The sequence below is a fragment of the Agrococcus sp. UYP33 genome (assembly GCF_054060915.1).
On sequence record NZ_JBSSDR010000002.1, the window covers coordinates 170,279 to 195,740 of the forward strand.

26 protein-coding genes are annotated in these 25,462 nt (G+C 72.8%); 21 read left to right on the plus strand and 5 right to left on the minus strand.

Features of this window, described 5'->3' with window-relative positions; all coding sequences use genetic code 11:
* Position 1: 1 nt before the first annotated feature.
* Genes ACVWW9_RS11065 through ACVWW9_RS11075 form a run of 3 tightly spaced genes read right to left on the minus strand, consistent with a single transcriptional unit; the run spans position 2 to position 1,947 of the window.
* Positions 2–856 carry an aminotransferase class IV gene (locus ACVWW9_RS11065; protein WP_456515555.1) on the minus strand — a complete coding sequence of 285 codons (855 nt, stop codon included), beginning with the start codon at positions 854–856 and terminating at the stop codon, positions 2–4.
* Between the two features lie 21 nt (positions 857–877).
* Positions 878–1,468 carry a hypothetical protein gene (locus ACVWW9_RS11070; RefSeq protein WP_456515556.1) on the minus strand — a complete coding sequence of 197 codons (591 nt, stop codon included), beginning with the start codon at positions 1,466–1,468 and terminating at the stop codon, positions 878–880.
* Between the two features lie 2 nt (positions 1,469–1,470).
* The gene (locus ACVWW9_RS11075; RefSeq protein ID WP_456515557.1) at positions 1,471–1,947 is read right to left on the minus strand and encodes a hypothetical protein; all 477 of its coding nucleotides are present in this window, start codon (positions 1,945–1,947) and stop codon (positions 1,471–1,473) included.
* Positions 1,948–2,067: 120 nt separating this feature from the next.
* On the opposite strand from ACVWW9_RS11075, the gene ACVWW9_RS11080 reads away from it, so the two are divergent.
* From ACVWW9_RS11080 to ndk, 7 genes are all read left to right on the plus strand, one after another.
* The gene (locus tag ACVWW9_RS11080; RefSeq protein WP_456515558.1) at positions 2,068–3,306 is read left to right on the plus strand and encodes a histidine kinase; all 1,239 of its coding nucleotides are present in this window, start codon (positions 2,068–2,070) and stop codon (positions 3,304–3,306) included.
* The gene (locus tag ACVWW9_RS11085; protein WP_456515559.1) at positions 3,294–3,986 is read left to right on the plus strand and encodes a LuxR C-terminal-related transcriptional regulator; all 693 of its coding nucleotides are present in this window, start codon (positions 3,294–3,296) and stop codon (positions 3,984–3,986) included. The genes ACVWW9_RS11080 and ACVWW9_RS11085 overlap by 13 nt, the downstream gene beginning before the upstream one ends.
* Positions 3,983–4,813, plus strand: a complete 831-nt coding sequence (locus ACVWW9_RS11090; RefSeq protein WP_456515560.1) for a DUF4097 family beta strand repeat-containing protein — start codon at positions 3,983–3,985, stop codon at positions 4,811–4,813. The genes ACVWW9_RS11085 and ACVWW9_RS11090 overlap by 4 nt, the downstream gene beginning before the upstream one ends.
* 197 nt (positions 4,814–5,010) lie before the next feature.
* The gene (ileS, locus tag ACVWW9_RS11095; RefSeq protein WP_456515561.1) at positions 5,011–8,283 is read left to right on the plus strand and encodes an isoleucine--tRNA ligase; all 3,273 of its coding nucleotides are present in this window, start codon (positions 5,011–5,013) and stop codon (positions 8,281–8,283) included.
* A complete protein-coding gene (locus tag ACVWW9_RS11100) occupies positions 8,280–9,749 on the plus strand; it encodes a bifunctional folylpolyglutamate synthase/dihydrofolate synthase (protein WP_456515562.1) in 1,470 nt (489 codons plus the stop codon). Before ileS ends, ACVWW9_RS11100 begins: the two co-directional genes overlap by 4 nt.
* The gene (locus tag ACVWW9_RS11105; protein ID WP_354261200.1) at positions 9,746–10,123 is read left to right on the plus strand and encodes a M50 family metallopeptidase; all 378 of its coding nucleotides are present in this window, start codon (positions 9,746–9,748) and stop codon (positions 10,121–10,123) included. The genes ACVWW9_RS11100 and ACVWW9_RS11105 overlap by 4 nt, the downstream gene beginning before the upstream one ends.
* A 373-nt stretch (positions 10,124–10,496) precedes the next feature.
* Positions 10,497–10,907 carry a nucleoside-diphosphate kinase gene (gene ndk, locus ACVWW9_RS11110; protein ID WP_456515563.1) on the plus strand — a complete coding sequence of 137 codons (411 nt, stop codon included), beginning with the start codon at positions 10,497–10,499 and terminating at the stop codon, positions 10,905–10,907.
* Between the two features lie 88 nt (positions 10,908–10,995).
* Here ndk and ACVWW9_RS11115 read toward each other — a convergent pair whose 3' ends face one another.
* The gene (locus ACVWW9_RS11115; RefSeq protein ID WP_456515564.1) at positions 10,996–11,613 is read right to left on the minus strand and encodes a vitamin K epoxide reductase family protein; all 618 of its coding nucleotides are present in this window, start codon (positions 11,611–11,613) and stop codon (positions 10,996–10,998) included.
* A gap of 60 nt (positions 11,614–11,673) precedes the next feature.
* Here ACVWW9_RS11115 and leuE point away from each other — a divergent pair, with 60 nt between their 5' ends.
* Positions 11,674–12,357, plus strand: coding sequence for a leucine efflux protein LeuE (leuE, locus tag ACVWW9_RS11120; protein WP_456515565.1), 684 nt, complete (start codon positions 11,674–11,676; stop codon positions 12,355–12,357).
* Between the two features lie 190 nt (positions 12,358–12,547).
* A complete protein-coding gene (locus tag ACVWW9_RS11125) occupies positions 12,548–15,151 on the plus strand; it encodes an Rne/Rng family ribonuclease (RefSeq protein ID WP_456515566.1) in 2,604 nt (867 codons plus the stop codon).
* On the opposite strand, the gene ACVWW9_RS11130 is transcribed toward ACVWW9_RS11125, so the two are convergent.
* A complete protein-coding gene (locus tag ACVWW9_RS11130; RefSeq protein ID WP_123697698.1) occupies positions 15,148–15,414 on the minus strand; it encodes a DUF4031 domain-containing protein in 267 nt (88 codons plus the stop codon). The two genes, ACVWW9_RS11125 and ACVWW9_RS11130, sit on opposite strands and share 4 nt — an antisense overlap.
* A 156-nt stretch (positions 15,415–15,570) precedes the next feature.
* Here ACVWW9_RS11130 and rplU point away from each other — a divergent pair, with 156 nt between their 5' ends.
* From rplU to ACVWW9_RS11190, 12 genes are all read left to right on the plus strand, one after another.
* The gene (gene rplU, locus ACVWW9_RS11135; RefSeq protein WP_123697699.1) at positions 15,571–15,879 is read left to right on the plus strand and encodes a 50S ribosomal protein L21; all 309 of its coding nucleotides are present in this window, start codon (positions 15,571–15,573) and stop codon (positions 15,877–15,879) included.
* A 15-nt stretch (positions 15,880–15,894) separates the two neighbouring features.
* The gene (gene rpmA, locus ACVWW9_RS11140) at positions 15,895–16,149 is read left to right on the plus strand and encodes a 50S ribosomal protein L27 (RefSeq protein ID WP_123697700.1); all 255 of its coding nucleotides are present in this window, start codon (positions 15,895–15,897) and stop codon (positions 16,147–16,149) included.
* Positions 16,150–16,221: 72 nt separating this feature from the next.
* The gene (obgE, locus tag ACVWW9_RS11145; RefSeq protein WP_456515567.1) at positions 16,222–17,754 is read left to right on the plus strand and encodes a GTPase ObgE; all 1,533 of its coding nucleotides are present in this window, start codon (positions 16,222–16,224) and stop codon (positions 17,752–17,754) included.
* Positions 17,751–18,530: a glutamate 5-kinase gene (gene proB, locus ACVWW9_RS11150; RefSeq protein ID WP_354261185.1), complete on the plus strand. Its 780-nt coding sequence runs from the start codon at positions 17,751–17,753 to the stop codon at positions 18,528–18,530. The genes obgE and proB overlap by 4 nt, the downstream gene beginning before the upstream one ends.
* 201 nt (positions 18,531–18,731) lie before the next feature.
* Complete coding sequence (locus tag ACVWW9_RS11155; RefSeq protein WP_456515568.1) at positions 18,732–19,979, plus strand: glutamate-5-semialdehyde dehydrogenase; 1,248 nt, start codon at positions 18,732–18,734, stop codon at positions 19,977–19,979.
* A 36-nt stretch (positions 19,980–20,015) separates the two neighbouring features.
* Positions 20,016–20,195, plus strand: a complete 180-nt coding sequence (locus tag ACVWW9_RS11160; protein ID WP_123697704.1) for a hypothetical protein — start codon at positions 20,016–20,018, stop codon at positions 20,193–20,195.
* 1 nt (position 20,196) lies between these two features.
* Positions 20,197–20,802, plus strand: a complete 606-nt coding sequence (gene nadD, locus ACVWW9_RS11165) for a nicotinate-nucleotide adenylyltransferase (protein ID WP_354261632.1) — start codon at positions 20,197–20,199, stop codon at positions 20,800–20,802.
* Entirely contained in the window at positions 20,799–22,034 is a 1,236-nt protein-coding gene (locus ACVWW9_RS11170; protein WP_456515569.1) for a hypothetical protein, read from the plus strand. The genes nadD and ACVWW9_RS11170 overlap by 4 nt, the downstream gene beginning before the upstream one ends.
* A 32-nt stretch (positions 22,035–22,066) precedes the next feature.
* On the plus strand, positions 22,067–22,450 hold the full coding sequence (gene rsfS / locus ACVWW9_RS11175) for a ribosome silencing factor (RefSeq protein WP_123697707.1): 384 nt from the start codon (positions 22,067–22,069) through the stop codon (positions 22,448–22,450).
* Between the two features lie 175 nt (positions 22,451–22,625).
* Positions 22,626–23,666, plus strand: coding sequence for a LacI family DNA-binding transcriptional regulator (locus ACVWW9_RS11180; RefSeq protein WP_456515570.1), 1,041 nt, complete (start codon positions 22,626–22,628; stop codon positions 23,664–23,666).
* A complete protein-coding gene (locus tag ACVWW9_RS11185; RefSeq protein WP_456515571.1) occupies positions 23,663–24,580 on the plus strand; it encodes a carbohydrate ABC transporter permease in 918 nt (305 codons plus the stop codon). The genes ACVWW9_RS11180 and ACVWW9_RS11185 overlap by 4 nt, the downstream gene beginning before the upstream one ends.
* On the plus strand, positions 24,577–25,416 hold the full coding sequence (locus ACVWW9_RS11190; RefSeq protein WP_456515572.1) for a carbohydrate ABC transporter permease: 840 nt from the start codon (positions 24,577–24,579) through the stop codon (positions 25,414–25,416). Before ACVWW9_RS11185 ends, ACVWW9_RS11190 begins: the two co-directional genes overlap by 4 nt.
* Positions 25,417–25,462 lie beyond the last annotated feature (46 nt).

Genomic DNA, 25,462 nt, shown 5'->3' on the forward strand with positions numbered 1-25,462 from the left:
CTCAGACGTCGAGGATGCGGCGCAGCTCGCCGTCGAGCGGCGAGCGCGGCAGCGGCTCCCCGTCGACGCTCGTGACGGCGGCGAGCAGCCGCCCGGACGAGAGCAGCCACGCGCCATCGGCGCCCAGCAGGTCGGCCGGCTCGAGCGCCGCGAACGCCACCTCGAGCCCGGCATCCGGTGCGTCGCGCATCAGGTGCTCGAGCGTGATCGAGGCGAGGATGCCGTCCTGCGACGGCGTCAGGAGCCTCCCGCCGCGGTCGATGACGAGCGTCGACGTCGGCCCTTCGAGCAGCCGGCCGGAGGGCGCGACGAAGACGACGTCGTCGAAGCCGTGCTGCACGGCATGCCGCTTCGCCGCCATGTTGATCGAGTACGACAGGCTCTTCGCGCCCGGCAGCAGCCACGGCATCGCCGCGACCTCGTCGCCGTCGTGGCCGCGCCCCAGCAGCGTGATCGCGATGCCGCGCTCGCGCTCCTCGACCGCTGAGCCCGCGAGCGGCGCCATGAGCGCGAACGCGGTCGGATCGCCGCCCGACTCAGGACCGCGCGTCAGCACGAGCCGGATGAGCGCCTCCGGGCGGGTGTCGAAGTCCCACGCCGCGACGAGCGCGTCGATCGCCCGCTGGTAGCCCGCCCGGTCGGGCGCGGGCAGCTGCAGGATCTCGGCGGAGCGCTCGAGCCGGTCGAGGTGCGCCTCGCGGTCGCGCACGTGCGGCGCGCCGTCGGCGCCCAGTCGGACGAGGGTCGCGTCGAACACGCCGTCGCCGCGGACCACGCCGAGGTCGTCGGCCCGCACGAGCGGGGAGGTGACGTCGGCGATCGTGCCGTCGAGGAGTGCGAGCAGGGGAGCGGCCATGCGCTCAGCGTAGGGGCGCGATCAGAGGATGCCCGCGCACGGCAGCAGCGCGGCGGGGGCCGCGAACGCCACGGATGCCGACGAGAGCGTCACGACCAGGCTGTCGCGCGTGCCGACCGCCTCGGTCATGTCGACGATGGGCTGGTCGAGCTCGCGGAAGCTCTCGGCGAGCGCGACGCTCGTCGTCTGGGCGATGAACGCGTCGCGCATGACCGGCAGCTCGGCGACCACCGCGTCGGCGGCCGCCCAGTCGGGCTCGCCGTCGGCGGGCACCGCGTCGAGCACCTGCGACGAGCGGGTGACGATCGCGGCGAGCGCCTGGTCGGCCGCGGCGCACTCCTCGGCCGTCGGCTCGGGCAGCTCGGGCGCCTGCGCGGTCTCAGCCGGCTCCGGGCTCGGCGCCGGCTCGCTCGGCTCGGGCTCGGCCGGCCCCGGCTCGCTCGCCGACGGGGACGGGACGGCGGGCTCGGCGACGGTCGGCACCGGGACCGGCGCGGCCGTCGGCAGCGGCGGCGGCAGGATCACGCAGCCGCTCATCGCCAGCGCGGCGAGCACGACGAGGCCCGCACGGCGAGCGCGGGCGCCTGTGCCGCGGGCGTTTGTGCCGTTCACGATCACGGGGTGCCCGCGCACAGCTGCTGCAGGTCGGACACCTGCTGGCCGAGCTCGGTGAGGGATGCGCTGACGCGCTCGATCGCGGTCACGTCGCCGGAGCCGAGCGACTCCTGGGCGTCCTGCACGATCGCGTCCCAGCCGGCCTGGATCTGCTCGATGCGCTGCACGAGCTCCGGGTCGGTCACCCGCAGGTGCAGGTCGCCGACCCGGTTCGAGATGTCGCCGACGAGCGCGAGCGCCCCGAAGGGGTCTGTGCCGAGCAGCTCGCCGACGCGCGGCACGTCGGCGGCGATGCCCTGCACATCCGTCATGAGCTGCGCGCACTGCTGCGCCTGCGTCTGCGGCTCGGCGGTCGGGGTCGCCGCGTCTGCCGTCGCCCAGGGGCTCGGCGTCGGCGCGCTCGCGCAGCCGCTCACGACGAGGCCGGCGGCGAGGACGAGCGCTGCGGCGGCGGTGCGGATGCGCGTGTCGATCATGGGGCGAGGGTACCGGTGGGGGCCATGGATGCGCCGACCGGCGGCTGCTGGGGGATAGCCCCCGCAAGGCTTCCGGACAGCCGCCGTACCGGGCGCTCCCGCCAGTCCTAGCGTGGAGCCATGCAACGAACCGGCACCATCCTCGCGACCGTCGCGCACCTCGCGCTCCTCGGGTCGCTGGGGCTCCCCGTCCTCACCACGATCGCCGTGCTGACGGCCACCGGCATCGCCACGCTCGTCGTGCTCGTCGGCTTCCTGCTGCTCGCGCTCGCGATGCTGGCGATGCTCGCCGTCGCGTGGTTCGAGCGGGAGCGCATCGCCGGCCTCTACGGCGCACCGGTGCCCGCCGCCGTCTGGCGCGGCTCGCCGCGCACCGACTGGCTCCGGGTGCCGCACCGCCTGCTGCGCATCGTCTCCGACGGCCAGCACTGGCGGGCGCTCCTCAGCTTCTTCCTCGCGAGCATCTTCGGCGCGATCACCCTGCCGCTGCTCGGCCTCGTCGGCATCGGCGTGCCGCTCGCCCTCGCGGGCCTCGGTGCCGCAGAGACGGTCACCGTGCCGCTCACGAGCTTCGCCGTCCCGGTCGAGTGGGCGCCGCTGCTGGGCATCCTCGCGCTCGCCGCCGGCGTCGCCGGCACGATCGGCCTCGCCATCGCGCACCGCAACGTCACCCTCGGCCTGCTCGTGCCCGACGACCGCGAGCGGCTCGAGCAGGAGGCGCGCGAGGAGCGCGACCGCCGCCACGGCGCCGTGCGCGCCGCCGACCTCGACCGCACGCGCATCGAGCGCGACCTCCACGACGGCGTGCAGCCGCGCCTCGTCTCGATCGCGATGCAGCTCGGCATGGCCCGCGACCGCATCGAGGCGGACCCCGAGGGCGCGAAGGCGCTCATCGAGGAGGCGCACGCCTCGTCGAAGTCGGCGGTCACCGAGCTCCGGCAGCTCGCCCGCGGCATCCACGTGGCCGTGCTCGACGACCGCGGCCTCGACGCCGCCATCTCGGCGCTCGCCGCCCGCAGCCCCATCCCCGTCGAAGTGGATGCGCGGCTCGACCGCCGCTGCTCCCGCGACGCCGAGACCGCCGTCTACTTCGCGATCGCGGAGGCGATCACGAACGCGCAGAAGCACGCGAGGGCGAGCCGCATCCGGGTCGCGATCCGCACCCGGCAGACGCAGGACGGCGTCGCGACCCTCTGGGCGCGCATCGAGGACGATGGCATCGGCGGCGCCGAGCGCCAGATCGGCGGCGGCATCGACGGCCTCGCGCACCGCGTCGCGGGCGTCGGCGGCACCCTCACCCTCACGAGCCCCGCAGGCGGCCCGACCGCGATCGAGGTGACGGTCCCGTGCGCATCCTGATCTGCGAGGACAGCGTGCTCCTCCGCGAGGGCATCGCCAGGCTCCTCACCGACGCCGGCCACGACGTGATCGCGCAGCTGCCCGATGCGAGCGCGCTCGAGGCCGCGATCGCGGCCACCGACCCCGACCTCGCCATCCTCGACGTGCGGATGCCGCCGACGCGGACGAACGAGGGCATCCTCGCCGCGATCGGGATCCGCTCGCGCGGCGACCGGCCGAGGGTGCTCGTGCTCTCGCAGTACGTCGAGGAGCGCTACGCCGCCGACCTCATCGCGAGCGGCCCGTCGGGCTTCGGCTACCTGCTGAAGGACCGCGTGGCCGACATCCGCGACTTCCTGAGCGCGGTCGAGCAGGTCGCCGCGGGCGGCACGGTGCTCGACCCGGAGGTGGTGAGCCAGCTGCTCGCCCGTCGCCGGCGCGACGCGCGGATGGAGCGGCTCACGCCGCGCGAGCGGCAGGTGCTCGCCCTCATGGCGGAGGGGTCGTCGAACCAGGCGATCGCCGACCGCCTCTACGTCTCGGCGGGCAGCGTCGAGAAGCACATCTCGGCGGTGTTCCAGAAGCTCGAGCTCGAGCCCGAGGACGGCAACCGCCGCGTGCTCGCGGTGCTCGCGCACCTCGACGCGCCGACCGACCACGACTCGCACCGACCGAACGACCAGCCCGGAGGCATCCGATGACCATCCCCACCACCTCCACCCGGCCCGGCCGGTGGATCAGCATCATCCTGATCGTGCTCGGCTCGATCGGCCTCGTCTTCGCCGTCGGCGGCGGCGTCATCCGCGGGGTCGCCGCGCACAGCCCGACGAGCCAGTCGTGGACGGCGTCGGCCGACGGCGTGCAGGCGCTGCGCATCGACAGCGCGGCCGCTGGCTTCGAGGTGCGCTTCGACGACGTCGCCGAGGCCCGGCTCGACGCCTCGACCGACGGCGGCCCCGTGCAGCGGTGGCGCCTCGAGCGCGACGGCGCGACCCTGCGCGTCGACACCGACCGCCGGTGGGGCTGGTGGGGCTTCGGCGGCTGGTTCGGCGGCCGCGGCGGCGAGGAGCACGTCGTGCTGACCCTGCCCGCCGAGCTCGAGCGGGAGGGGCTCGACCTCGCGGCCGAGGTCGCCGCCGGCAGCTTCGAGGCCGACGCGACCTGGGGCACGGCGGACGTGAGCCTGAGCGCCGGCAGCATCGACCTCGCCGGCGACGCCGAGTCGCTCGGCCTGCAGGTCTCCGCCGGCGAGGCTCGGCTCGACCTCGCGACTCCGGGCGCCGTCGTGCTCGACGTGAGCGCAGGCCGCATCATCGGCGCCCTCACGGGCGAGCAGCCGACGTCGATCGACGCCGAGGTGAGCGCGGGCAGCATCGAGCTCGGGATCCCGGCCGGCGACTACGCCGTGACGCAGGATGTCTCGGCGGGCGACGCGACGATCGACGTCGCCGAGGACGCGGATGCGCGCGCCACGATCGACGTGCAGGTGAGCGCCGGCAGCGTCGCGCTGCGGGGCGAGAGCCGGTAGGATCGGGGCACACGCATCGATCCGGCCATCACCGGGGAGCGGTCGGGAGAACGGCGGCGACGCCCAGTAGATCCGAACGGGGCAGGCCCGTCACAGCCCGAGCACGAAGCGGCGGTCCGCGTGCGGACCGCAAGCGGGGTGGTACCGCGCGAGAGCGTCCCCGCATCCGACAGTTCCGAGGATGCAGGAGACCCAGCGTGACCGAGCAGAGCCGATACCCGCTCACCTCCGAGGCCGGCGCCCAGCGCAGCGTCGCCGCGAGCCCCGACCTGCCGGCGATCGAGCAGGGGATCCTCGCCTTCTGGAAGGGCGACGGCACCTTCAAGGCGTCGCTCGAGCAGCGCCAGGGCTGCGAGGAGTGGGTCTTCTACGACGGCCCGCCGTTCGCGAACGGGCTGCCGCACTACGGCCACCTGCTCACCGGCTACGCGAAGGACGTCTTCCCGCGCTTCCAGACGATGCGCGGCAAGCAGGTGCCGCGGGTGTTCGGCTGGGACACGCACGGCCTGCCGGCCGAGCTCGAGGCGATGAAGCAGCTCGGCATCACCGAGAAGGCCGAGATCGAGGCGATGGGCGTCGACGTCTTCAACGCGCGGGCGAAGGAGTCGGTGCTGCGCTACGTCGACGAGTGGGAGGACTACGTCACCCGCCAGGCGCGCTGGGTCGACTTCGAGGGCGGCTACAAGACCCTCGACATCACCTACATGGAGAGCGTCATCTGGGCGTTCAAGACGCTGCACGACAAGGGCCTCGCCTACGAGGGCTACCGCGTGCTGCCGTACTGCTGGCGCGACGAGACGCCGCTGTCGAACCACGAGCTGCGGATGGACGATGACGTCTACCAGGACCGCCAGGACACCACGCTCACCGTCACCTTCCCGCTCGAGGGCGAGGCGGCGGATGCGATCGGCCTCACCGGCGTCAAGGCGCTCGCCTGGACGACGACGCCGTGGACGCTGCCGACGAACCTCGCGCTCGCGGTCGGCCCCGCGGTCGAGTACTCGGTCGTGCCCGCGGGCCCGCAGGGCACGAGCGCCGGGGACGGCGACTTCCTGCTCGCGACCGCCACGATCGCGGGCTACTTCAAGGACCTCGGCTACGACTCCGCGGAGGACGCGGTCGACGCCGCGACGCGCACGCTCGCCGGCGCCGAGCTCGCGGGCGTGCGCTACGCGCCCATCTTCGACTTCTACGCCGACGCGGAAGCCTGGGGCACCCAGCACGCCTTCCAGATCCTCGTCGACGACTACGTCGCCACCGGCGAGGGCACCGGCATCGTGCACCAGGCGCCCGCCTACGGCGAGGACGACCAGCGAGTGTCGAACGCCGCGGGCATCCCGACCATCCTCTCGGTCGACGACGGAGGCCGCTTCCTCGACGCGGTCGCGCCGGTCGCCGGCATGCAGGTGTTCGAGGCCAACAAGCCGCTCTCGAAGCTGCTCAAGGACGCCGGCCGCGTGCTGCGCCAGGCCTCCTACGTGCACTCGTACCCGCACTGCTGGCGCTGCCGCAACCCGCTCATCTACAAGGCGGTCTCGAGCTGGTTCGTGCGCGTCACCGAGATCAAGGACGACCTGCTCGCCGCGAACGAGCAGATCAACTGGGTGCCCGAGAACGTCAAGCACGGCCAGTTCGGCAAGTGGCTCGAGGGCGCGCGCGACTGGTCGATCAGCCGCAACCGCTACTGGGGCAGCCCGATCCCGGTCTGGAAGAGCGACGACCCGAACCACCCGCGCGTCGACGTCTACGGCTCGCTCGACGAGCTCGAGCGCGACTTCGGCGTGCGCCCGACCGACCTGCACCGGCCGGCGATCGACGAGCTGACGCGCCCGAACCCCGACGACCCGACGGGCCGCTCGACGATGCGCCGCATCCCCGACGTGCTCGACGTCTGGTTCGACTCCGGCTCGATGCCGTTCGCGCAGTTCCACTACCCGTTCGAGAACGAGCAGTGGTTCGAGGAGCACAGCCCCGCCGACTACATCACCGAGTACATCGGCCAGACGCGCGGCTGGTTCTACGTCATGCACGTGCTCTCGGTCGCGCTCTTCGGCCGCCCGGCGTTCGAGAACGTCATCAGCCACGGCATCATCCTCGGCGACGACGGGTTCAAGGCGTCGAAGTCGCGCCGCAACTACCCGGACGTGAACGAGTCGTTCGACACCTACGGGTCGGATGCGGTGCGCTGGAACCTCATGCAGGGCTCGATCCTGCGCGGCGGCAACTTCATCGTGTCGGAGGAGGGCATCCGCGAGGCGCTGCGGCAGTTCCACCTGCCGCTGTGGTCGACCTGGTACTTCTTCGCGACGTACGCCAATCGCGCCAGCGGCGGGCAGCCGTACCTCGCGCAGCGCTCGACGACGTCGACCGACGTGCTCGACCGCTACATCCTCGCGAAGCTGCGCGAGACCGTCGAGACGGCGACCGCCGCCTTCGAGCGCCTCGACGCGACCGGCGCGACGCTCGCCGTGCGCGAGTTCATCGACGTGCTCACCAACTGGTACGTGCGCCGCTCGCGCGACCGCTTCTGGGAGGGCGTGCAGGAGGACGGCTCGGGCTCCGAGGCGTTCGACACGCTCTTCACCGTGCTCGAGACGCTCACCCGCGTCGCCGCGCCGCTCTCGCCGCTCGTCACCGAGGAGGTCTGGAAGGGCCTCACCGGCGGCCGCTCGGTGCACCTGACGGACTGGCCGGATGCCGCGGACCTCCCGGCCGACGCCGAGCTCGTCGCGCAGATGGACGCCGTGCGCGCGATCGCGAGCGTCGGCAACGCGCTCCGCAAGCAGGCGCGGAAGCGCGTCCGGCTGCCGCTGCCGACGCTCACCGTCGTCGGCGACGTCGACGTGGCGCCGTTCGCCGCCGTGCTGCAGGACGAGCTCAACGTGCGCGAGGTCGTGCTCGAGGCCGCCGGCCCCGACGCGCTCGAGCGCTACGGCATCTCCCGCCGCCTGCAGGTCAACGCGCGCGCCGCGGGCCCTCGCCTCGGCAAGGACGTGCAGCGCGCGATCCAGGCCGCGCGCGCGGGCGACTGGACGGCCGACGGCGAGACCGTCGTCGCCGGCGGCATCGCGCTGCAGGAGGGCGAGTTCGAGCTCGCGCTCGAGGTCGCCGACGAGACGGCGGCGGTGGGCTTCCTGCCCACCGGCGGCTTCGTCGTGCTCGACACCGCGACGACGCCGGAGCTCGAGGCCGAGGGCCTGGCGCGCGACGTCGTCCGCGCCGTGCAGCAGGCGCGCAAGGAGGCCGACCTCGACGTCTCCGACCGCATCCGCCTCGCCCTCGGGTCCGACGCCCACGGCGTCGCCGCCCTCGAGGCGAACCGCGCGCTCGTCGCCGCCGAGACGCTCGCGACCGAGCTCTCGGTCGAGCGCATCGACGACACCATGGGCGAGCTGGCCGACGGCCGCACCGCGCACCGCGTGGGCGACGGGTCGCCGCTCGCGATCACGATCGAGAAGGTGGCCGCATGACCGACCTCACCGCAGACCAGGGGAGCGACGACCAGGGCAGCATCGACGACCGCATCCTCGAGTCGCTCGAGCACCGCGAGGCGGCCGAGGCCGCCTACCAGGCGCTGCTCGAGCGAGCGGGGGAGCAGGCCGTCGAGCCCCGCATCGAGGCGACCCGCCGCGCCGTCGAGCTGCTCGGCGACCCGCAGCGGGCGTTCCGGATCATCCACATCACCGGCACGAACGGCAAGGGCTCGACCGCGCGGATCGCGGATGCGCTGCTCCGAGCGCACGGCCTGCGCACGGGGCTGCTGACGAGCCCGCACCTCGAGCGCGTCAACGAGCGGATCGCGATCGACGGCGAGCCGGTGAGCGACGAGGCGTTCGCGCGCGGCTACGACGACATCGCGCCGTTCCTCGACCTCGTCGACGCGGAGCTCGCGGCGGCGGGGGAGCGGCGGCTGACGTTCTTCGAGGCCTTCACCGTGCTCGCCTTCGCGATCATGGCGGATGCGCCGGTCGACGTCGCGGTGCTCGAGGTCGGCATGGGCGGCACCTGGGACTCGACGAACGTCGCCGACGGCGACGTCGCCGTCATCACGCCCGTCGCGCTCGACCACACGAACCGGCTCGGCACGACGGTCGAGGCGATCGCGCGCGAGAAGGCCGGCATCATCAAGCCCGACGCGATCGCCGTCTCGGCAGCGCAGGAGCCCGAGGCGCTCGCGGTGCTCGAGGAGCGCGCCGCCGAGGTCGGCGCGCGGCTGCTCGTCGAGGGCCGCGACTTCGCGCTCGCCTCGCAGACCGTCGCGGTCGGCGGGCAGCTCATCACGGTCCGCGGCCTCGCCGCCGAGTACATCGACCAGCTCGTGCCGCTGCTCGGCGCGCACCAGGGCGCGAACGCGGCCCTCGCGCTCGTCGCGGTCGAGGCCTTCCTCGGCGGCGGCTCGCAGCCGCTCACCGCGCAGGTGCTCGCCGAGGGCTTCGCCGCGGCGACCTCGCCCGGCCGCCTCGACGTGGTCGGCGCGCATCCGCTCGTCGTGCTCGACGCCGCCCACAACCCGCACGGCGCCCGCGCGCTGCGTGCCGCGCTCGGCGACGTGTTCGGGCTCGAGAAGGTCACGCTCGTGCTCGGCGTGCTCGTCGGCAAGGACGTCACGGGCGTGCTCACCGAGCTCGAGCCCGTCATCGACGAGCTCGTCGTGACGCAGTCGACGTCGGAGCGCGCGCTGCCCGCCGACGACCTCGCCGCGCAGGCCGTCGCCGTGCTCGGCGCCGACCGCGTGCTCGTCGAGCCGGAGCTCGGCACCGCCGTCGAGGCGGCGCGCGAGGCGGCCGCGGACCGCGACGGCGCCGTGGTCGTCACGGGCTCGATCACGCTGCTCGGCGACGTGCTCGGCCACGCGCGCGAGCAGGGATGGCTGCGCCGACCGGATGCGCGCCGCCAGGCCGCGACCGTCGAGATCACCGACGAGGAGCAGCTGTGAGCCCGCGCCAGCGCCCGGCGCGCGGCGCGATGGAGTCGCTGCTGCGCATCGTGCACGGGCTGCAGACCGCCGGCATCGCGTTCGGCGCGCTCGCCGTCTGGGGCGTGACGCGCGACTGGCCGGGGCCCCTCGCGTTCGCGGTCGTCGGCGTGCTGCTCATCGCGACGATGCCGCTGCTGCGCCGCCCGTGGGGCTGGATCGTGAGCCTCGTCACGCAGGCCGCGGTCGTCGCGCTCACCTGGTTCGAGCCCGTGTGGGGCGTCGTCGCGATCGTGCTCGTGGGGCTGTGGATCTACTGCTTCGTGAAGGCGCGCCAGATCGAGCGGCAGCGGCGTGCGCAGGGCCTCGACCCCCGGGGAGCCCCGGGCACCTGAGTGGTCACTCCCGCGGGTGAGTGGTCACTGCCGCGGGTGAGTGGTCACTCCCGCGCGTGAGTGGTCACTCGTGACGGTGATCGGCGCGCGCGTCGGGGTGGTCGGGCGTCGGATGGGTCGGGCATCCGGGATGCGCGGTGCGAGAGGCGCGCTCAGCCTTGGTGTCGCAGTGAGCACTCACGCCTTGCGTGACCGCTCAGGTGCCGGAGTGACCGTTCAGGTGCCGGAGTGACCGTTCAGGCGCCGGAGTGACCACTCAGGTGCCGCAGTGACCACTCAGGCGCCGGAGTGACCGCTCACGTGCCGGAGTGACCGCTCACGTGCCGCAGTGACCGCTCACGGGCGTGCGTGAGCGGCTCGGTAGGCTGGCGGCATGCAGAGCACCCTCGTCCTCATCAAGCCCGACGGCGTCCAGCGCCAGCTGACCGGCGCCATCCTCGCCCGCATCGAGGCCAAGGGATACGTCATCGCCGACCTCAAGCTCGTGCAGCCCGAGCGCGCGCTGCTCGAGGAGCACTACGACGAGCACCGCGGCAAGCCGTTCTTCGAGCCGCTCGTCGAGTTCATGCTCTCCGGCCCGTCGGTCGCGATCCGCCTCGAGGGCGACCGCGTGATCGAGGGCTTCCGCTCGCTCGCCGGCACCACCGACCCGACGACCGCCGCGCCCGGCACGATCCGCGGCGACCTCGGCCGCGACTGGGGCCTGAAGGTGCAGCAGAACCTCGTGCACGGCTCCGACTCCGAGGAGTCGGCCGCGCGCGAGCTCGCGCTCTGGTTCGCCTGACCTGTCCCGCATCCGCCGAGCTTCCCCGAACTCCGGGTTTCGACGACCGAAACCCGGAGTTCGGGGAAGTTCGACGTAGACCGGGGGCCTAGAAGGCGAAGAGGAAGCGGGGGATGCCGGGCAGGGCGATCATGATCGTCACGACCAGGATCACCGCGAGGGTCAGCGAGAGCACCCAACCCCACGCCGAGTAGCGCGCCGCGACGCGTCGCAGCCCGGCGGGCGCCGGCAGCGCGCCGGCGCCGAACGCCCAGGTCCAGAGCGGGAACGCCATCGCGTACATCGCGAGCCACACCAGGAAGCACCACGGGCACACGAAGCCCAGCACGAAGATCGACTGCTGCGCGAGCCAGAGCACGAGCACGATCGCGCCGAGCACGCCGATCGAGAAGACCGTCCACACCCAGCGGGGCATCGCGACGCGGCCGAGGGTGAGGACGCCCATGATGATCGGAGCCGGGAACGCCATGAGTCCCAGGAACGGGTTGGGGAAGCCGAAGACGGCGCCCTGGTCGGACTCGATCGCGCCCGAGCACGTGAGGAACGGGTTCAGGTCGCACCCGAGCGCCTCCTCGGGGTGCAGCAGCAGCTCGATGCGCTCGACCGAGAGCGAGAACGCCCCGAGCAGGCCGAGGAGGCCGGTGATGATGAGCACGACGCCGAGCCACACGGGTGCGGCGATCTGGGCGGGACGGGTGTCGTTCATGGAGCCTCCTGCGCCCCATCCAACCAGCCCGCGCTATGCGATCCGCCCGGGGTCGGCCCGATGAGCCTCGACGCGGCCACCCTCGCCGCCTTCACCGCGGGCGTCGTCGTCATCGTGCTGCTGCCGGGCGCCAACAGTCTCTACGTCGCGACCACCGCCCTGCGTGCCGGCCGCCGCGCAGGCTTCCGGGCGACCTTCGGCGTCTTCCTCGGCGATGCCATCCTCATGGTGCTCGCGGTGCTGTCGGCGCAGGCGCTCTCGACGAATCCGATCGTCTTCCGCATCCTCACGTGGGCGGGCGCCGCCTACCTCTGCTGGCTCGCGATCGGCCTCGTGCGCAGCGCCGTCGCCCGCATCGCGGCGAAGCGGCGCCGCTCCGCCGAGCCCGCCCCCACCGAGAACCCGACGAACCCGCCGACCGCCCCGAACCCGATCATCGCCCGCCCGCGGCTCGCGCCGTTCCGCACCGCGCTCGTCACGAGCCTGCTCAACCCGAAGGCGATCCTCTTCTTCGCGTCGTTCTTCGTGCAGTTCATCGACCCGGACTCGCCGACGCCGCTCGGCGACCTCGCGGTGCTCATGCTGATCCTCGAGCTCATCTCCGCCGCCTACCTCGCGGCGGTCGTGCTGATCGGCGCGAAGGTGGGCAGGAGCGTCCAGCCGCACGGCTGGCCGGCGATCGGCGCCACCCTCGTCGCGGCCCTCGCGTTCGTCGCCCTCGCGGTGCGCGTCGTGCTGCCGTGAGAGATCGTCGGCCGTGGGGTAGACTTCCCGGCAGCGCGCCCTCCGGGCGCACACCACAGTTTTCCGGGCAGCACGTCTAGCCCGGGCCATCCCCGCAAGGGGGTGCCAGGAAGGATTCGCGCCGGGGCGCGCCCCGGTCGCGAGCGAGATGGCGACCGGCGGCGCCGGTTGCGGCAGGAGAGCGCCAGCGATGGTGGACAACGACACGACCCTCCCGACCGGGAGCACTGCGGGCGAGGCCCAGGCGCCCGCCGAGCGGCCCAAGCGCAAGCGAGCGACGACGCGCAAGCGGTCCGCAGCGGATGCGCCGGCGCACGACGCGACGCTCGATGCGGTGCCCGAGACGCCGGATGCCGGCACCGAGGCGGCTGCGACCGACCTCGTGGCGGGCGCCGCCGACCCGATCACGGCCAACACCGTGCTCGAGCGCGTCCGGCCCGAGACCGCGACAGTCGACTCTGCAGCGGCCGACACCGCAGCGGCCGACACCGCAGCGACAGACACCGCCGCGCCGGCGCTCGCCGGCTCGCAGCCGGCGGAGCCCGGCCACGAGCCCGGCCTGACCGACCCGGCGAGCGACGCCCCGGCATCCGACGAGCCCGCGGATGACCCGCGCGCCGCCGCGATGGCGCTCCCGGAGCTGCCGACCAGCCCGTTCGGGATCGTGTTCCACGCGCCCGACCTCGCCGCGCTGCCCGCCCTCCCGTCGCTGCGCGACGACGACGAGCAGGACGACGAGGACGACGACGACGACGAGCGCCCGCAGGGCGGCCGCCGCTCGCGTCGCACCCGCACGCGCGGTCGCACGCCCCGCGAGGCCGAGGACGAGAAGCCGCTCATCACCGAGCCGCAGAAGGTGCGGGGCTCGACCCGCCTCGAGGCCAAGCGCCAGCGCCGCCGCGAGGGCCGCGACGCCGGTCGCCGCCGCACGGTCGTCACCGAGACCGAGTTCCTCGCCCGCCGCGAGGCCGTCGAGCGACAGATGATCGTGCGCTCGAAGCACGACCGCGTGCAGCTCGCCGTGCTCGAGGACGGCGTGCTCGTCGAGCACTACGTCGCCAAGGCATCCGAGTCGAGCCTGATCGGCAACGTCTACCTCGGCCGCGTGCAGAACGTGCTGCCGAGCATGGAGGCCGCCTTCGTCGACATCGGCCGCGGCCGCAACGCCGTGCTCTACTCCGGCGAGGTCGACTGGGACGCCGCCGAGCTCGAGGGCCAGCCCCGCAAGATCGAGCTCGCCCTCAAGCCCGGCGACACCGTGCTCGTGCAGGTCACGAAGGACCCGGTCGGCCACAAGGGCGCCCGCCTGACGAGCCAGATCTCGCTGCCCGGCCGCTACCTCGTGTCGGTGCCCGGCGGCTCGATGAACGGCATCTCGCGCAAGCTGCCGGACACCGAGCGCGCGCGCCTCAAGAAGATCCTCAAGCAGGTGCTGCCGGAGGGCGTGGGCGTCATCGTGCGCACCGCCGCCGAGGGCGCGACCGAGGACCAGCTCACGCGCGACGTCGAGCGGCTCACCCGCCAGTGGGAGCGCATCCAGCAGCAGAAGAAGATCGGCTCCGCGCCGCAGCGGCTGCACGCCGAGCCCGACCTGCTCGTGAAGATCGTCCGCGACGTGTTCAACGAGGACTTCCACAAGCTCGTCATCCAGGGCTCGGAGGCGCTCACCACGATCCGCGAGTACCTCGAGGCGATCGCGCCCGACCTGCTCGACCGCGTCGAGGCCTACGAGGGCACCGACGACCCGTTCTCGCACTTCCGCATCTCGGAGCAGATCGACAAGGCGCTCGACCGCAAGGTCTGGCTGCCCTCGGGCGGCTCGCTCGTGATCGACCGCACCGAGGCCATGACGGTCGTCGACGTCAACACCGGCCGCTTCGTCGGCGCCGGCGGCAACCTCGAGGAGACGGTCACCAAGAACAACATCGAGGCGGCCGAGGAGATCGTGCGCCAGCTCCGGCTGCGCGACATCGGCGGCATCATCGTGATCGACTTCATCGACATGGTGCTCGAGTCGAACCGCGACCTCGTGCAGCGGCGCCTCATCGAGTGCCTGAGCCGCGACCGCACGAAGCACCAGGTGGCTGAGGTGACGAGCCTCGGCCTCGTGCAGATGACGCGCAAGAAGCTCGGCCTCGGGCTCCTCGAGTCGTACTCCGAGCAGTGCGAGGTCTGCGCGGGCCGCGGCGTGATCGTGCACCACGAGCCCATCTCGAAGTCGCAGCGCCAGCAGCAGCAGCCCGAGAGCGGCGGCGCCGGCAACGGCCGCAGCCGACGCGGCCGCGGCAAGCAGTCGGACTCGCAGCAGCCCGACCAGCACCAGCACCAGCAGCCCGCGGGCGGCACGCACGCGATCACGGAGGACCTGCGCAAGGGCCTCTCGCAGATCGCCGCAGCTGGCAAGGGCAAGGTCGAGGGCGAGCAGCACGGCCACCACGCGCCGGCCGGCGATGCGCGCGACGAGCAGCAGGCACCGCAGCACGTCGAGCAGCCCGTCGAGCAGCGCGAGCAGCGCAGCGAGCGGCAGGCCGAGCCGGTCAGCGGCATCGTGACCCCCTCGAAGGCGGCGGTCGAGGCCGTCGCGGCCGAGCCGGTCGTCACGATCCTCGACATCCCGGTCGCTCCGGCGCACGAGCCCGTCGCGGCGAAGGCGACCCCCGATGACCTCGACGGGCTGCTCGGCAGCGCGCTCGACGCCATCGCGACGCCCGCGCCCGGCACCGGCAAGGCCGCTCGGCGCTCGCGCCGCGCATCCTCGGGCGTCATCACCGCGAAGCCCGACGAGCAGCGCTAGCGGCGGTCGCGCTCCTTCACGCGCAGCCCGCTCGCGATGAGCCGCCGCACGAGCTCCTTCGGGGGCACGCGCTGCGCGCCCATCGCGACGAGCGCGTCGATCCGCTCCGCCGGCACGTCGTAGTGGTCGTGGTCGAAGCCGCGCGCCGGGATGCCCGCGGCGCGGGCGAAGGCGTGCAGCTCGTCGAGCGATGCGTCGCTCACGAGGTGCGCCCACATCGTGCCGTGGTTCGGCCACAGGGGCTCGTCGACGAGGATCGCCATCCGCCCACCGTAGTCCGCGCCACGCGGGCCCGGCCGTGTTGACCGAGAGCGCTGCGAACCTGTATCGTTGTTCGCTGGCGCACGTCGCGACTTCGCGCGCGCTACAAGCTTCGTCCCGGTTCGGCCGGGAGTCGTACCAACAGTGAGGATCCCATCGTGGTGTACGCAATCGTGCGCGCCGGCGGCCGGCAGGAGAAGGTCGAGGTCGGCACCGTGCTCGTCGTCGACCGCATCGCCGGTGACGACAACGGCAACGTCGAGCTGGCCCCCGTGCTGCTCGTCGACGGCGACAAGGTGACGACGGATGTCGACGCGCTCGCCAAGGTGAAGATCACGGCCGAGGTCGTCACCGACCTCCGCGGCCCGAAGATCCGCATCCAGCACTACCGCAACAAGACCGGCTACAAGCGCCGCATGGGCCACCGCTCGGAGCTCACGCGCCTCAAGGTCACTGAGATCAAGTAAAGGGGCTGACAGACAATGGCACACAAGAAGGGCGCATCGTCCACCCGCAACGGTCGTGACTCGAACGCGCAGCGCCTCGGCGTGAAGCGCTTCGGCGGCCAGGTCGTCAAGGCCGGCGAGATCATCGTCCGTCAGCGCGGCACCCACTTCCACCCCGGCGCCAACGTCGGCCGTGGCGGCGACGACACGCTGTTCGCCCTCGAGGCCGGCGCTGTCGAGTTCGGCAACAAGGGCGGCCGCAAGGTCGTCAACATCGTGGCAGCGGTCTGACGCACCACATCAGCATCCGATGAGCGGGGCGGGCTTCGGCCCGCCCCGCTCTCGCATCGAAGGAGACAGTTCATGGCGACATTCGTCGACCAGGTGACGCTGCACCTGCGCGCAGGGCACGGCGGTCACGGCTGCGTCTCCGTCAAGCGCGAGAAGTTCAAGCCCCTCGCGGGCCCCGACGGCGGCAACGGCGGCGACGGCGGCGACATCGTGCTCGTCGCCGACCCGCAGATCACGACGCTGCTCGGCTACCACCGCGCACCCCACCGCTCGAGCGACAACGGCATGCCCGGCCAGGGCGACCACAAGTCGGGCACGTCCGGCCAGGACCTCGAGCTGCCCGTGCCCGTCGGCACCGTGGTGACGGATGCGTCGGGGGAGCAGCTCGCCGACCTCAACCAGCCCGGCATGCGGCTCGTCGTCGCCGCCGGCGGCCAGGGCGGGCTCGGCAACGCCGCGCTCTCGAGCACGAAGCGCCGCGCCCCGGGCTTCGCGCTGCTCGGCACCCCCGGCGTCGAGGGCGACGTCACACTCGAGCTGAAGACCGTCGCCGACGTCGCGCTCGTGGGCTTCCCGAGCGCCGGCAAGTCGAGCCTCGTCGCCGCGATGAGCGCCGCGCGGCCGAAGATCGCCGACTACCCGTTCACGACCCTGCACCCGAACCTCGGCGTCGTCGAGTCGGGCCAGACCCGCTACACGATCGCCGACGTGCCCGGCCTCATCGAGGGCGCGAGCGAGGGCAAGGGGCTCGGCCTCGAGTTCCTCCGCCACGTCGAGCGCTGCTCGGCGCTGCTGCACGTCATCGACTGCGCCACGCTCGAGCCGAGCCGCGACCCGATCAGCGACCTGCAGGTCATCCTGCGCGAGCTCGAGGCGTACCCGGTGCCCGACGGCCAGACGCCGCTGCTCGAGCGCCAGCAGCTCATCGCGCTCAACAAGATCGACGTGCCCGAGGCGCGCGAGCTCGCCGACTTCGTGCGGCCCGAGCTCGAGGCGATGGGCTACCGCGTGTTCGAGATCTCGACGGTCGCCCACACCGGCCTCCGCGAGCTCTCGTTCGCGCTCGCCGACCTCGTCGAGGCCGACCGCGCGGCGAAGGCCGTCGAGCCGGTGCCCGAGCGCATCGTGCTGCGCCCGAAGGCGATCGACGACCACGGCTACGTCGTCAAGGTCGAGGGCAGCCACGACGGACCCGTCTACCGCATCCTCGGCGCGAAGCCGGAGCGATGGGTCGCGCAGACCGACTTCCGCAACGACGAGGCCGTCGGCTACCTCGCCGACCGGCTCGCGAAGCTCGGCACCGAGGACGCGCTGCTCAAGGCCGGCGCGGTCGCGGGTGCGACCGTCGTGATCGGCCCGGGCGCCGGCATCGTCTTCGACTGGGAGCCGACCATCGCCTCTGCCGCCGAGCTCGTGGGCAACCGCGGCACGGACCCGCGCCTCGACCGCAACGACCGTCGCACGACGGAGGAGCGCCGCCGCGAGTACCACGAGCGCATGGACGCCAAGCAGGCGGCGCGCGACGACCTGCTGGGCGAGCGCGACGGCGGCGTCTGGACCGACGACGAGGGGTTCGAGGTCCAGCGCTGGGACGACAAGGCATGACGACCCTCGACCTCCGGGCCGGGGAGCGGATCGTCGTGAAGGTCGGCTCGTCGTCGATCTCGGGGGAGCGGCGCGGCCAGATCGAGCCGCTCGTCGACGGGCTCGCCCGACTGCACCGCGAGGGCCAGGTCATCCTCGTCTCGTCCGGCGCGATCTCGACGGGCATGCCCTACCTCGGCCTCGACGCCCGGCCCGCCGACCTGCCGATGCAGCAGGCGGCCGCGGCGGTCGGGCAGAACGTGCTCATGAACCGCTACCAGCGCAGCCTCACGCGGCACGAGCTGGTCGCGGCGCAGATCCTGCTCACCGCGTCCGACATGGACATGGACTCGCACCGCGTCAACGCGCGGAACGCGCTCGAGCGGCTGCTCGAGCTGCGGATGCTGCCCATCGTCAACGAGAACGACACGGTCGCGACGCACGAGATCCGCTTCGGCGACAACGACCGGCTCGCGGCGCTCGTCGCGCGGCTCGTCGGCGCCGACCGGCTCATCCTGCTCTCGGACATCGCCTCGCTGCGCACCGCGCCGCCGGACGAGCCGGGCTCCGAGCCCATCGAGCACGTGGCCTACGGCGACCCGCTCGACGGCGTGCGCCTGGGCGCGAGCGGCTCGCACATCGGCTCCGGCGGCGCCATGACGAAGGTCGACGCCGCTCGGCTCGCGGCCGACGCGGGCGTGCGCGTGACGGTCACCGCGACGCCGCTGCTCGAGCGCCTCATCAGCGGCGAGCGGCTCGGGACCGAGTTCGAGCCGAACCCCGACGCCCGCCGCTGACCGCCGCCTGCCCGCGCGGGCGATCCGTCGTCCGTGTTAAGGCGTTGCGTCCCAGTTGAGCCCAACTCGGACGCAAACCCTCAACGCGCTGGGCTGCTCGCCGTCCGTGTTGAGGGTTTGCGTCCCAGTTGCGGGCAACGCGGACGCAAACCCTCAACAGGCAGGTGCGGAGGGGTCGGCGTGGCCTCCTAGGATCGAGGCATGCCTGACGAGCTCGACGCGCTGCTGACCGAGTCGAAGCGCGCCTCGCGCAGCCTCGGCGTCGCGCCGGCCGAGCAGCGCCACGCCGCCGTCGAGGCGATCGCCGACGCGATCGAGGACGCCGCCGACGCGATCCTCGCCGCGAACGCCGACGACCTCGAGCGCGGCCGCGCGTCCGGGCTCGACGCGGGGCTGCTCGACCGGCTGCTGCTCGATGCCTCGCGCATCGCCGGCCTCGCCGCCGCCGCACGGGCCCTCGCCGTGCTGCCCGACCCGATCGGCGAGGTGCTGCGCGAGCGCACGCTGCCGAACGGCCTCGAGCTGACCGAGGTGCGGGTGCCGTTCGGCGTCATCGGCGTCATCTACGAGGCGCGCCCCAACGTCACGGTCGACCTCGCATGCATCGCGCTCGGCTCCGGCAACGCGGTCGTGCTGCGCGGCGGCTCCGCGGCCGAGCGGACGAACGCCGTGCTCGTCGAGGCGATGCAGGGTGCCATCGAGCGCGCCGGCCTGCCGCGCGCGTCAGTCCAGACCATCGACCGGTTCGGCCGCGACGGCGCCGGCCGCCTCATGCGCGCCCGCGGCCTCATCGACCTGCTCGTGCCGCGGGGGAGCGCCGCCCTCATCGAGCGCGTCGTCACCGAGTCGACCGTGCCCGTCATCGAGACCGGCGCGGGCGTCGTGCACGCCTTCGTCGATCGCGCAGCACACCTGCCGATGGCGCTCGACATCGTGCTCAACGCGAAGACGCAGCGCACGAGCGTCTGCAACTCGCTCGAGACCGTGCTCGTGCACCGCGACATCGCCGCGACGGCCGTTCCGGCCATCGCGCTCGCCCTGCAGCAGGCGGGCGTCACGATCCACGCCGACGGCGAGCTCCCGGGCGTCGTCGACGCCGCGCCGCTCCGTGAGGGCGGCTGGTCGACCGAGCACCTGTCGATGGACATCGCGATCGGCGTCGTCGACGACGTCGACGCGGCGATCGAGCACGTCAACCGCTACGGCACGCACCACACCGACACGATCGTGACGGACGATGCGGATGCGGCGGCGCGGTTCCTCGCGGAGGTGGACTCCGCGGTCGTCATGCACAACGCATCCACCCGCTTCACCGACGGCGGCGAGTTCGGCTTCGGCGCCGAGGTCGGCATCTCGACGCAGAAGTCGCACGCGCGCGGACCCATGGGCCTGCCGGAGCTGACGAGCAGCAAGTGGATCGTGCGCGGCACGGGCCAGGTGCGGGCCTGACCCGCGCTAGGCTTGGCATGGATCGGAGGCACACCCATGATGACCCTGTCACTCCTCGCCGCCGCGGCTGAGCACGCCGAAGAGGCTGCGGGCGCTGGCCCGTACATCGCCGGCGGCATCGCCGCTGCCGTCTTCATCATCTCGGCCATCGTGCTGCGCTCCTTCCGCGACGTCTCGCACCGCGCTGAGCGGCACGACGTCCACGGCAACGCCTGACATCGACGCCGCACCGGAGCGTCGCCGCCGCCTTGGCATCATGGGCGGCACGTTCGACCCGATCCACCACGGCCACCTGGTCGCGGCGAGCGAGGTCGCGCAGCACTTCGGCCTCGACGAGGTCGTGTTCGTGCCGACCGGGGAGCCGTACCAGAAGCGCCACGCGTCGCCGAGCGAGCACCGCTACCTCATGACGGTCGTGGCGACCGCGTCGAACCCACGCTTCCGCGTCAGCCGCATCGACATCGATCGCGCCGGCCCGACCTACACGATCGACACGCTCCGCGACGTGCGGGCGATGCATCCCGAGGCCGAGCTGTTCTTCATCACGGGGGCGGATGCGTTCGCCTCGATCGTGGAGTGGAAGGACCAGGACGAGCTCTGGGAGCTCGCCCACTTCGTCGCCGTCACCCGCCCTGGGCACCACCTCTCGATCTCCGGATTCCCGCCGGGACGTGTCTCACTGCTGGAGATCCCGGCACTTGCGATATCCTCGACCGATTGCCGTGCGCGCGTCCGCGCCGGATATCCCGTCTGGTACTTGGTCCCTGACGGGGTGGTTCAATACATCAGCAAGCACGACTTGTACCGGAGACTGACAGCATGACCGATGCGAACGAGGGCCGCCCGCTGACGCGACGGCAGCTTCGAGAGCTCGAGCGCGCTGCTGAGCTGGCCCGCACGGGCGAGGCGCCGCCGGTTCCCGACGAGGAGCCCGAGCACCCCGGGCCGAGCGATGCTCCGGCCCACGAGGGTCGGCACTCCGCGCCGAGCGTGCCCGCCGCGCCGGATGAGGCGCAGCCGCTCGACGACGCAGCGCCCGCGCTCGAGCCGGTCGACGCCGTCGAGGCGCAGCCCGTCGACGACGAGCCGGTCGAGGCTGAGGCCATCGAATCCGAGCCGGAGCCGGAGCCGGAGCCGGCCGTCGAGCCGGAGCGCCCCGCGAACCCGGTCGGCCGCTTCTTCGGCCGCCGCAAGGCCAAGGTCGAGGAGCCCGTCCGCGACGAGCCCGTCCGCGAGGAGCCCGTCCTCGAGGCCACGGTCGCGATGGACCGCATCGAGCCCGACGAGGTCGACGAGCTCGACGTCATCGAGGCGGAGATCGCGCCGGAGCCGAAGGCATCCGTGCCCGCGCCGTCGTCCGCGCGCCGCTCGGCCGTGCCGGTCGACGACGTGCAGGGCCTCGACACCGTCGACGACGCCGAGGTCGACGGCCTCGAGATCGACGAGGTCATCGTCGAGCTGCCCCGCGTCTCGTCGCGCCGCGTCGCCGAGTCGACGCCCGCCGAGCTCGAGGACCACCGCGCCGCCGCGGAGGCCGAGGAGCTCATCCAGACAGGGCCGACCCGCGGGCAGTCGCAGCGCCTCCCCGTGATCGTCAACGTCGTCTCCGACACCTCCGAGCACCACATCGCCGACCTGCGCGAGCAGGGCGTCGCCGGCACCGGTGGCTCGTCGGCCTCGTCGATCACGGCGAACGCGCTCGTGCTGCCGGCCGGCTCGGACGCCCCCGACTTCCAGCTCGAGGGCGCCGACGGCCTCCTCGTCACCGGCTCGATCGACGTGCCGGAGGGCTTCGCCTCGTCCGGCCGCGGCAGCGCCTCGATCGACGGGAGCGACGTCGACGCCGACGTCGCCGACGGCGAGGTCTCGAGCCCCGAGGCGGCGCCGGTGCGCGCATCGAAGGCCGTCTCCTCCTATGCCAACGCTCGGGTGCAGATCGCACCCCAGAAGCAGCGCTCGACCGTGTGGCCCATCGCCATCGGCGTCGGTGCGGGCGGATTCGCCGTCGCCGTCGCGGGCTTCCTCGCGCTGGCGCTCACGCAGGGATGGCTCTGACCAGGTATGGCACTGAACACCACGGGCGCTCGATGAGCGCCGACCAGAAGGCCGTCGCGCTCGCCCGCGCCGCAGCGCTCGCCGCCGACAAGGCGCTCGCCGTCGACCTCGTCGGGCTCGACGTCTCCGGCCAGCTGCCGCTGACCGACGTCTTCCTCATCGCGACCGGCCGCAACGAGCGCCAGGTGAGCGCGATCGCCCGCGAGATCGAGGATGCGCTCATCCTCGTCGGCGCGAAGCCGGTGCGCCGCGAGGGCCGCGCCGACGGCCGCTGGGTGCTGCTCGACTTCTCCGACATCGTCGTGCACATCTTCCACGAGGAGGAGCGCACGTACTACCAGCTCGAGCGGCTCTGGCGCGATGCCGGCGTGATCGACCTGCAGCTGCCCGCGGCACCGGAGTCCTCCACGCAGTAGCCCTCCACCTTCGACGATCGAGCAGCGCGCGGCCCCCGGCCGCGCGCTGCTTCGCGTTTGGGAGGTTCGTGATCGGCGGCTCCGAGGTCGGGCTTGCGCTCCACCTCGGCCGTGTCGTATCGTCGCACTCGACCGATTGGAAACGTTTCCAGTCGGGACGACCACGGGATGAGCGATGGCGCTCGGAGCGGAGCAGGGGATGGCCGGTCTCCCGACGATCACCGCGGTCGCGCAGGTCGCGGGCGTCTCCGTCGCCACCGCCAGCCGAGCGCTGCACGGCGGGGGAGCCTCCGCCGCCACGGCCGAGCGCGTGCGCCTCGTCGCCGAGCAGCTCGGCTACCGGCCCAACGCGGTGGCCCGTGCGCTGCAGGGCGGCACGATCGGCCAGATCGCCATGATCGTGCCGGATGCCGCCAACCCCGTCTACGCCCGCATGACGAGCGCCGTCCAGCACGAGCTCGCCGCCGACGACCGCCACCTGCTCGTCGCCCAGGCGCAGGACCCCGCCGACGTCGCCGCGGCGATCGGCCGCTTCGGCCCGAGCACGATCGACGGCCTGATCGTCGTGCCGCTGCGCCCGGAGCAGCAGGTGCTCGAGGCGCTCGACGCGGCGCGCGTGCCGACCGTCGTGATCGGCTCGCTCCCGCCCACGGCCGTGCACGGGGCCGTGGGCGCCGACTCGCGCGCCGGCGTCCAGCTCGCGATCGACCACCTCGTGGCGCAGGGCGCGCAGCGCATCGCGTTCGTGAACGGCCCGGTCGACACGACTCCGGGGCGCATGCGCCTCGAGGGCTACCGCCTGGCGCTCGATGCCGCGGGGCTGGCCTTCGATCCCGCGCTCGTCGTCGCCGCCGACGACTTCACGCACGCGGCCGCGCTGCCCGCCATCGACGCGCTGCTCGAGCGGTCCGCGCGATCGTTCGACGCGATCGTCGCCGCGAACGACCTCATCGCCTTCGCTGCCCTGCGCGTGCTGTCGGACGCCGGCATCGCGGTGCCGGGCGACTGCCTCGTCGTCGGCATGGACGACACCGAGCTCGCGCAGATGGCGATCCCGAGCCTCACGAGCGTCGACCTCGGCGCCGAGGCGCGCGGCACGCTCGCCGCCCAGCAGCTGCTCGCGTCGCTCCGCGGCGACGCCGATGCCACCTCGCACGCCACCGTCGTGCCGCGCCTCGTCGTGCGCGAGTCGTCCACCAGGAGGGACCGCCCATGAGCGCCGTCGATGTCGTCGTCGCCGAGCGGAGGCTGACCCGCAGATCGCGGTTCGGTCCCGAGCGCGGCGCGTGGCTGCTGTTCCTGCCCGCGATGCTGCCGATCCTGGTCTTCAGCGTCTGGCCGCTGCTGCAGGGCATCGCGCTGGGCTTCACGAACGCGACGGCCGCGCGGAACGCGACCGTCGAGTTCACCGGGGTCGAGAACTACGTCGAGCTCGCCGGCTACGAGCTCTTCTGGAACTCGTTCGGGATCGGTCTCATCTGGGCGTTCTCGGTCACGATCATCCAGTTCTTCGCGTCGCTGAGCCTCGCGCTGCTGCTGAACGCGAACCTCTGGGGCCAGGGCATCGCGCGCACGCTCGCGCTCATCCCGTGGGCGATGCCGCCGGTGATCATCGCGATCATGTGGCGCCTCATGCTGCACCCGACCTACGGCGCGGTGAACGGGGGCCTCGGCGCGGTCGGCCTGCCCGACTCCATCAACTGGCTCGGCCAGGCGTCGACGGCGCTCCCCGCCGCGATCGTCGTCGGCGTCTGGGCCGGCATGCCGCAGACCACCATCACGCTGCTCGCCGGCCTGCAGGGCGTGAACGCCGAGCTGCACGAGGCGGCGCAGATCGACGGCGCCGGCACCTGGCAGCGCTTCTTCTCGGTGACGCTGCCGGCGCTGAAGCCGGTGATCATCGCGATCACCACGCTCGACTTCATCAACAACTTCAACTCCTTCGCCCTGGTCTACGTGCTGACGGCGGGGGCGTGGGGCACGATGCTGCCGATGCTCTTCGCCTACAACGAGGCGTTCCGCTACGGCAACTTCGGGCTCGCCAGCGCGATGGGCAACGTCATCGTCATCGTGATCGCGATCTTCCTGTTCTTCTACCTGCGCTCGCAGGCGAGGGGGCGAGAGGCATGAGACGACGCCGCTTCCGCATCGGACGGATGCTCCAGTACGTCGCGATCGTGCTGTTCATGATCTTCCTGGCGTTCCCGCTGCTGTTCCTGTTCACGACGGCCTTCAAGAGCCAGCGCGAGCTGCAGTCGCCCGATCCCCAGCTGCTGCCGGCGCAGTGGAACCTCGACAACTTCACGGCCGCGATCGACCGGGCGAACCTCATCCAGGCGGCGGGCAACAGCCTCATCGTGGCGCTCGTCACGACGCTCATCGTCGTCGCCGTCTCGCTGCCGGCCGCCTACGCGCTCGCGCGCTTCCGCACCCGGCTCCGCAAGCTCGCGACCGGCTGGATCCTGCTGTCGCAGGTCTTCCCGTTCATCCTCATCATCGTCCCGCTCTACCTGATGCTGCAGCCGCTCGGGCTCGGCAACTCGCTCGGCGGGCTCGTGGTCGTCTACGTCGTCTGGTCGCTGCCCTTCGCGCTCTGGATGCTGCAGGGCTACGTCGCGTCCATCCCCGTCGACCTCGAGGAGGCCGGCGCGATGGACGGGGCGCCGAAGTGGCGCGTGCTGATCTCGATCGTGCTGCCGCTGCTCGCCCCCGGGCTCGTCGCGACCAGCCTGTTCGCCTTCATCGGGTCGTGGAACGAGTTCTTCTTCGCCCTCGTGCTCATCAAGGACGAGGCGCTGCAGACGCTGCCGCAGCGGCTCGCGCTCTTCGTGGGCGCGGAGGGCCAGGTGCAGCTCGGCCAGCTCGCCGCGGCATCGCTGCTCGCCGCGATCCCGAGCCTGCTGTTCTTCGCGCTCATCCAGCGTCGCCTGACGTCGGGCCTGCTCTCGGGCGCCGTCAAGGGCTGACGACCCACCCATCCATCCATCTCCACCCCACCCATCCCGAGGAGAC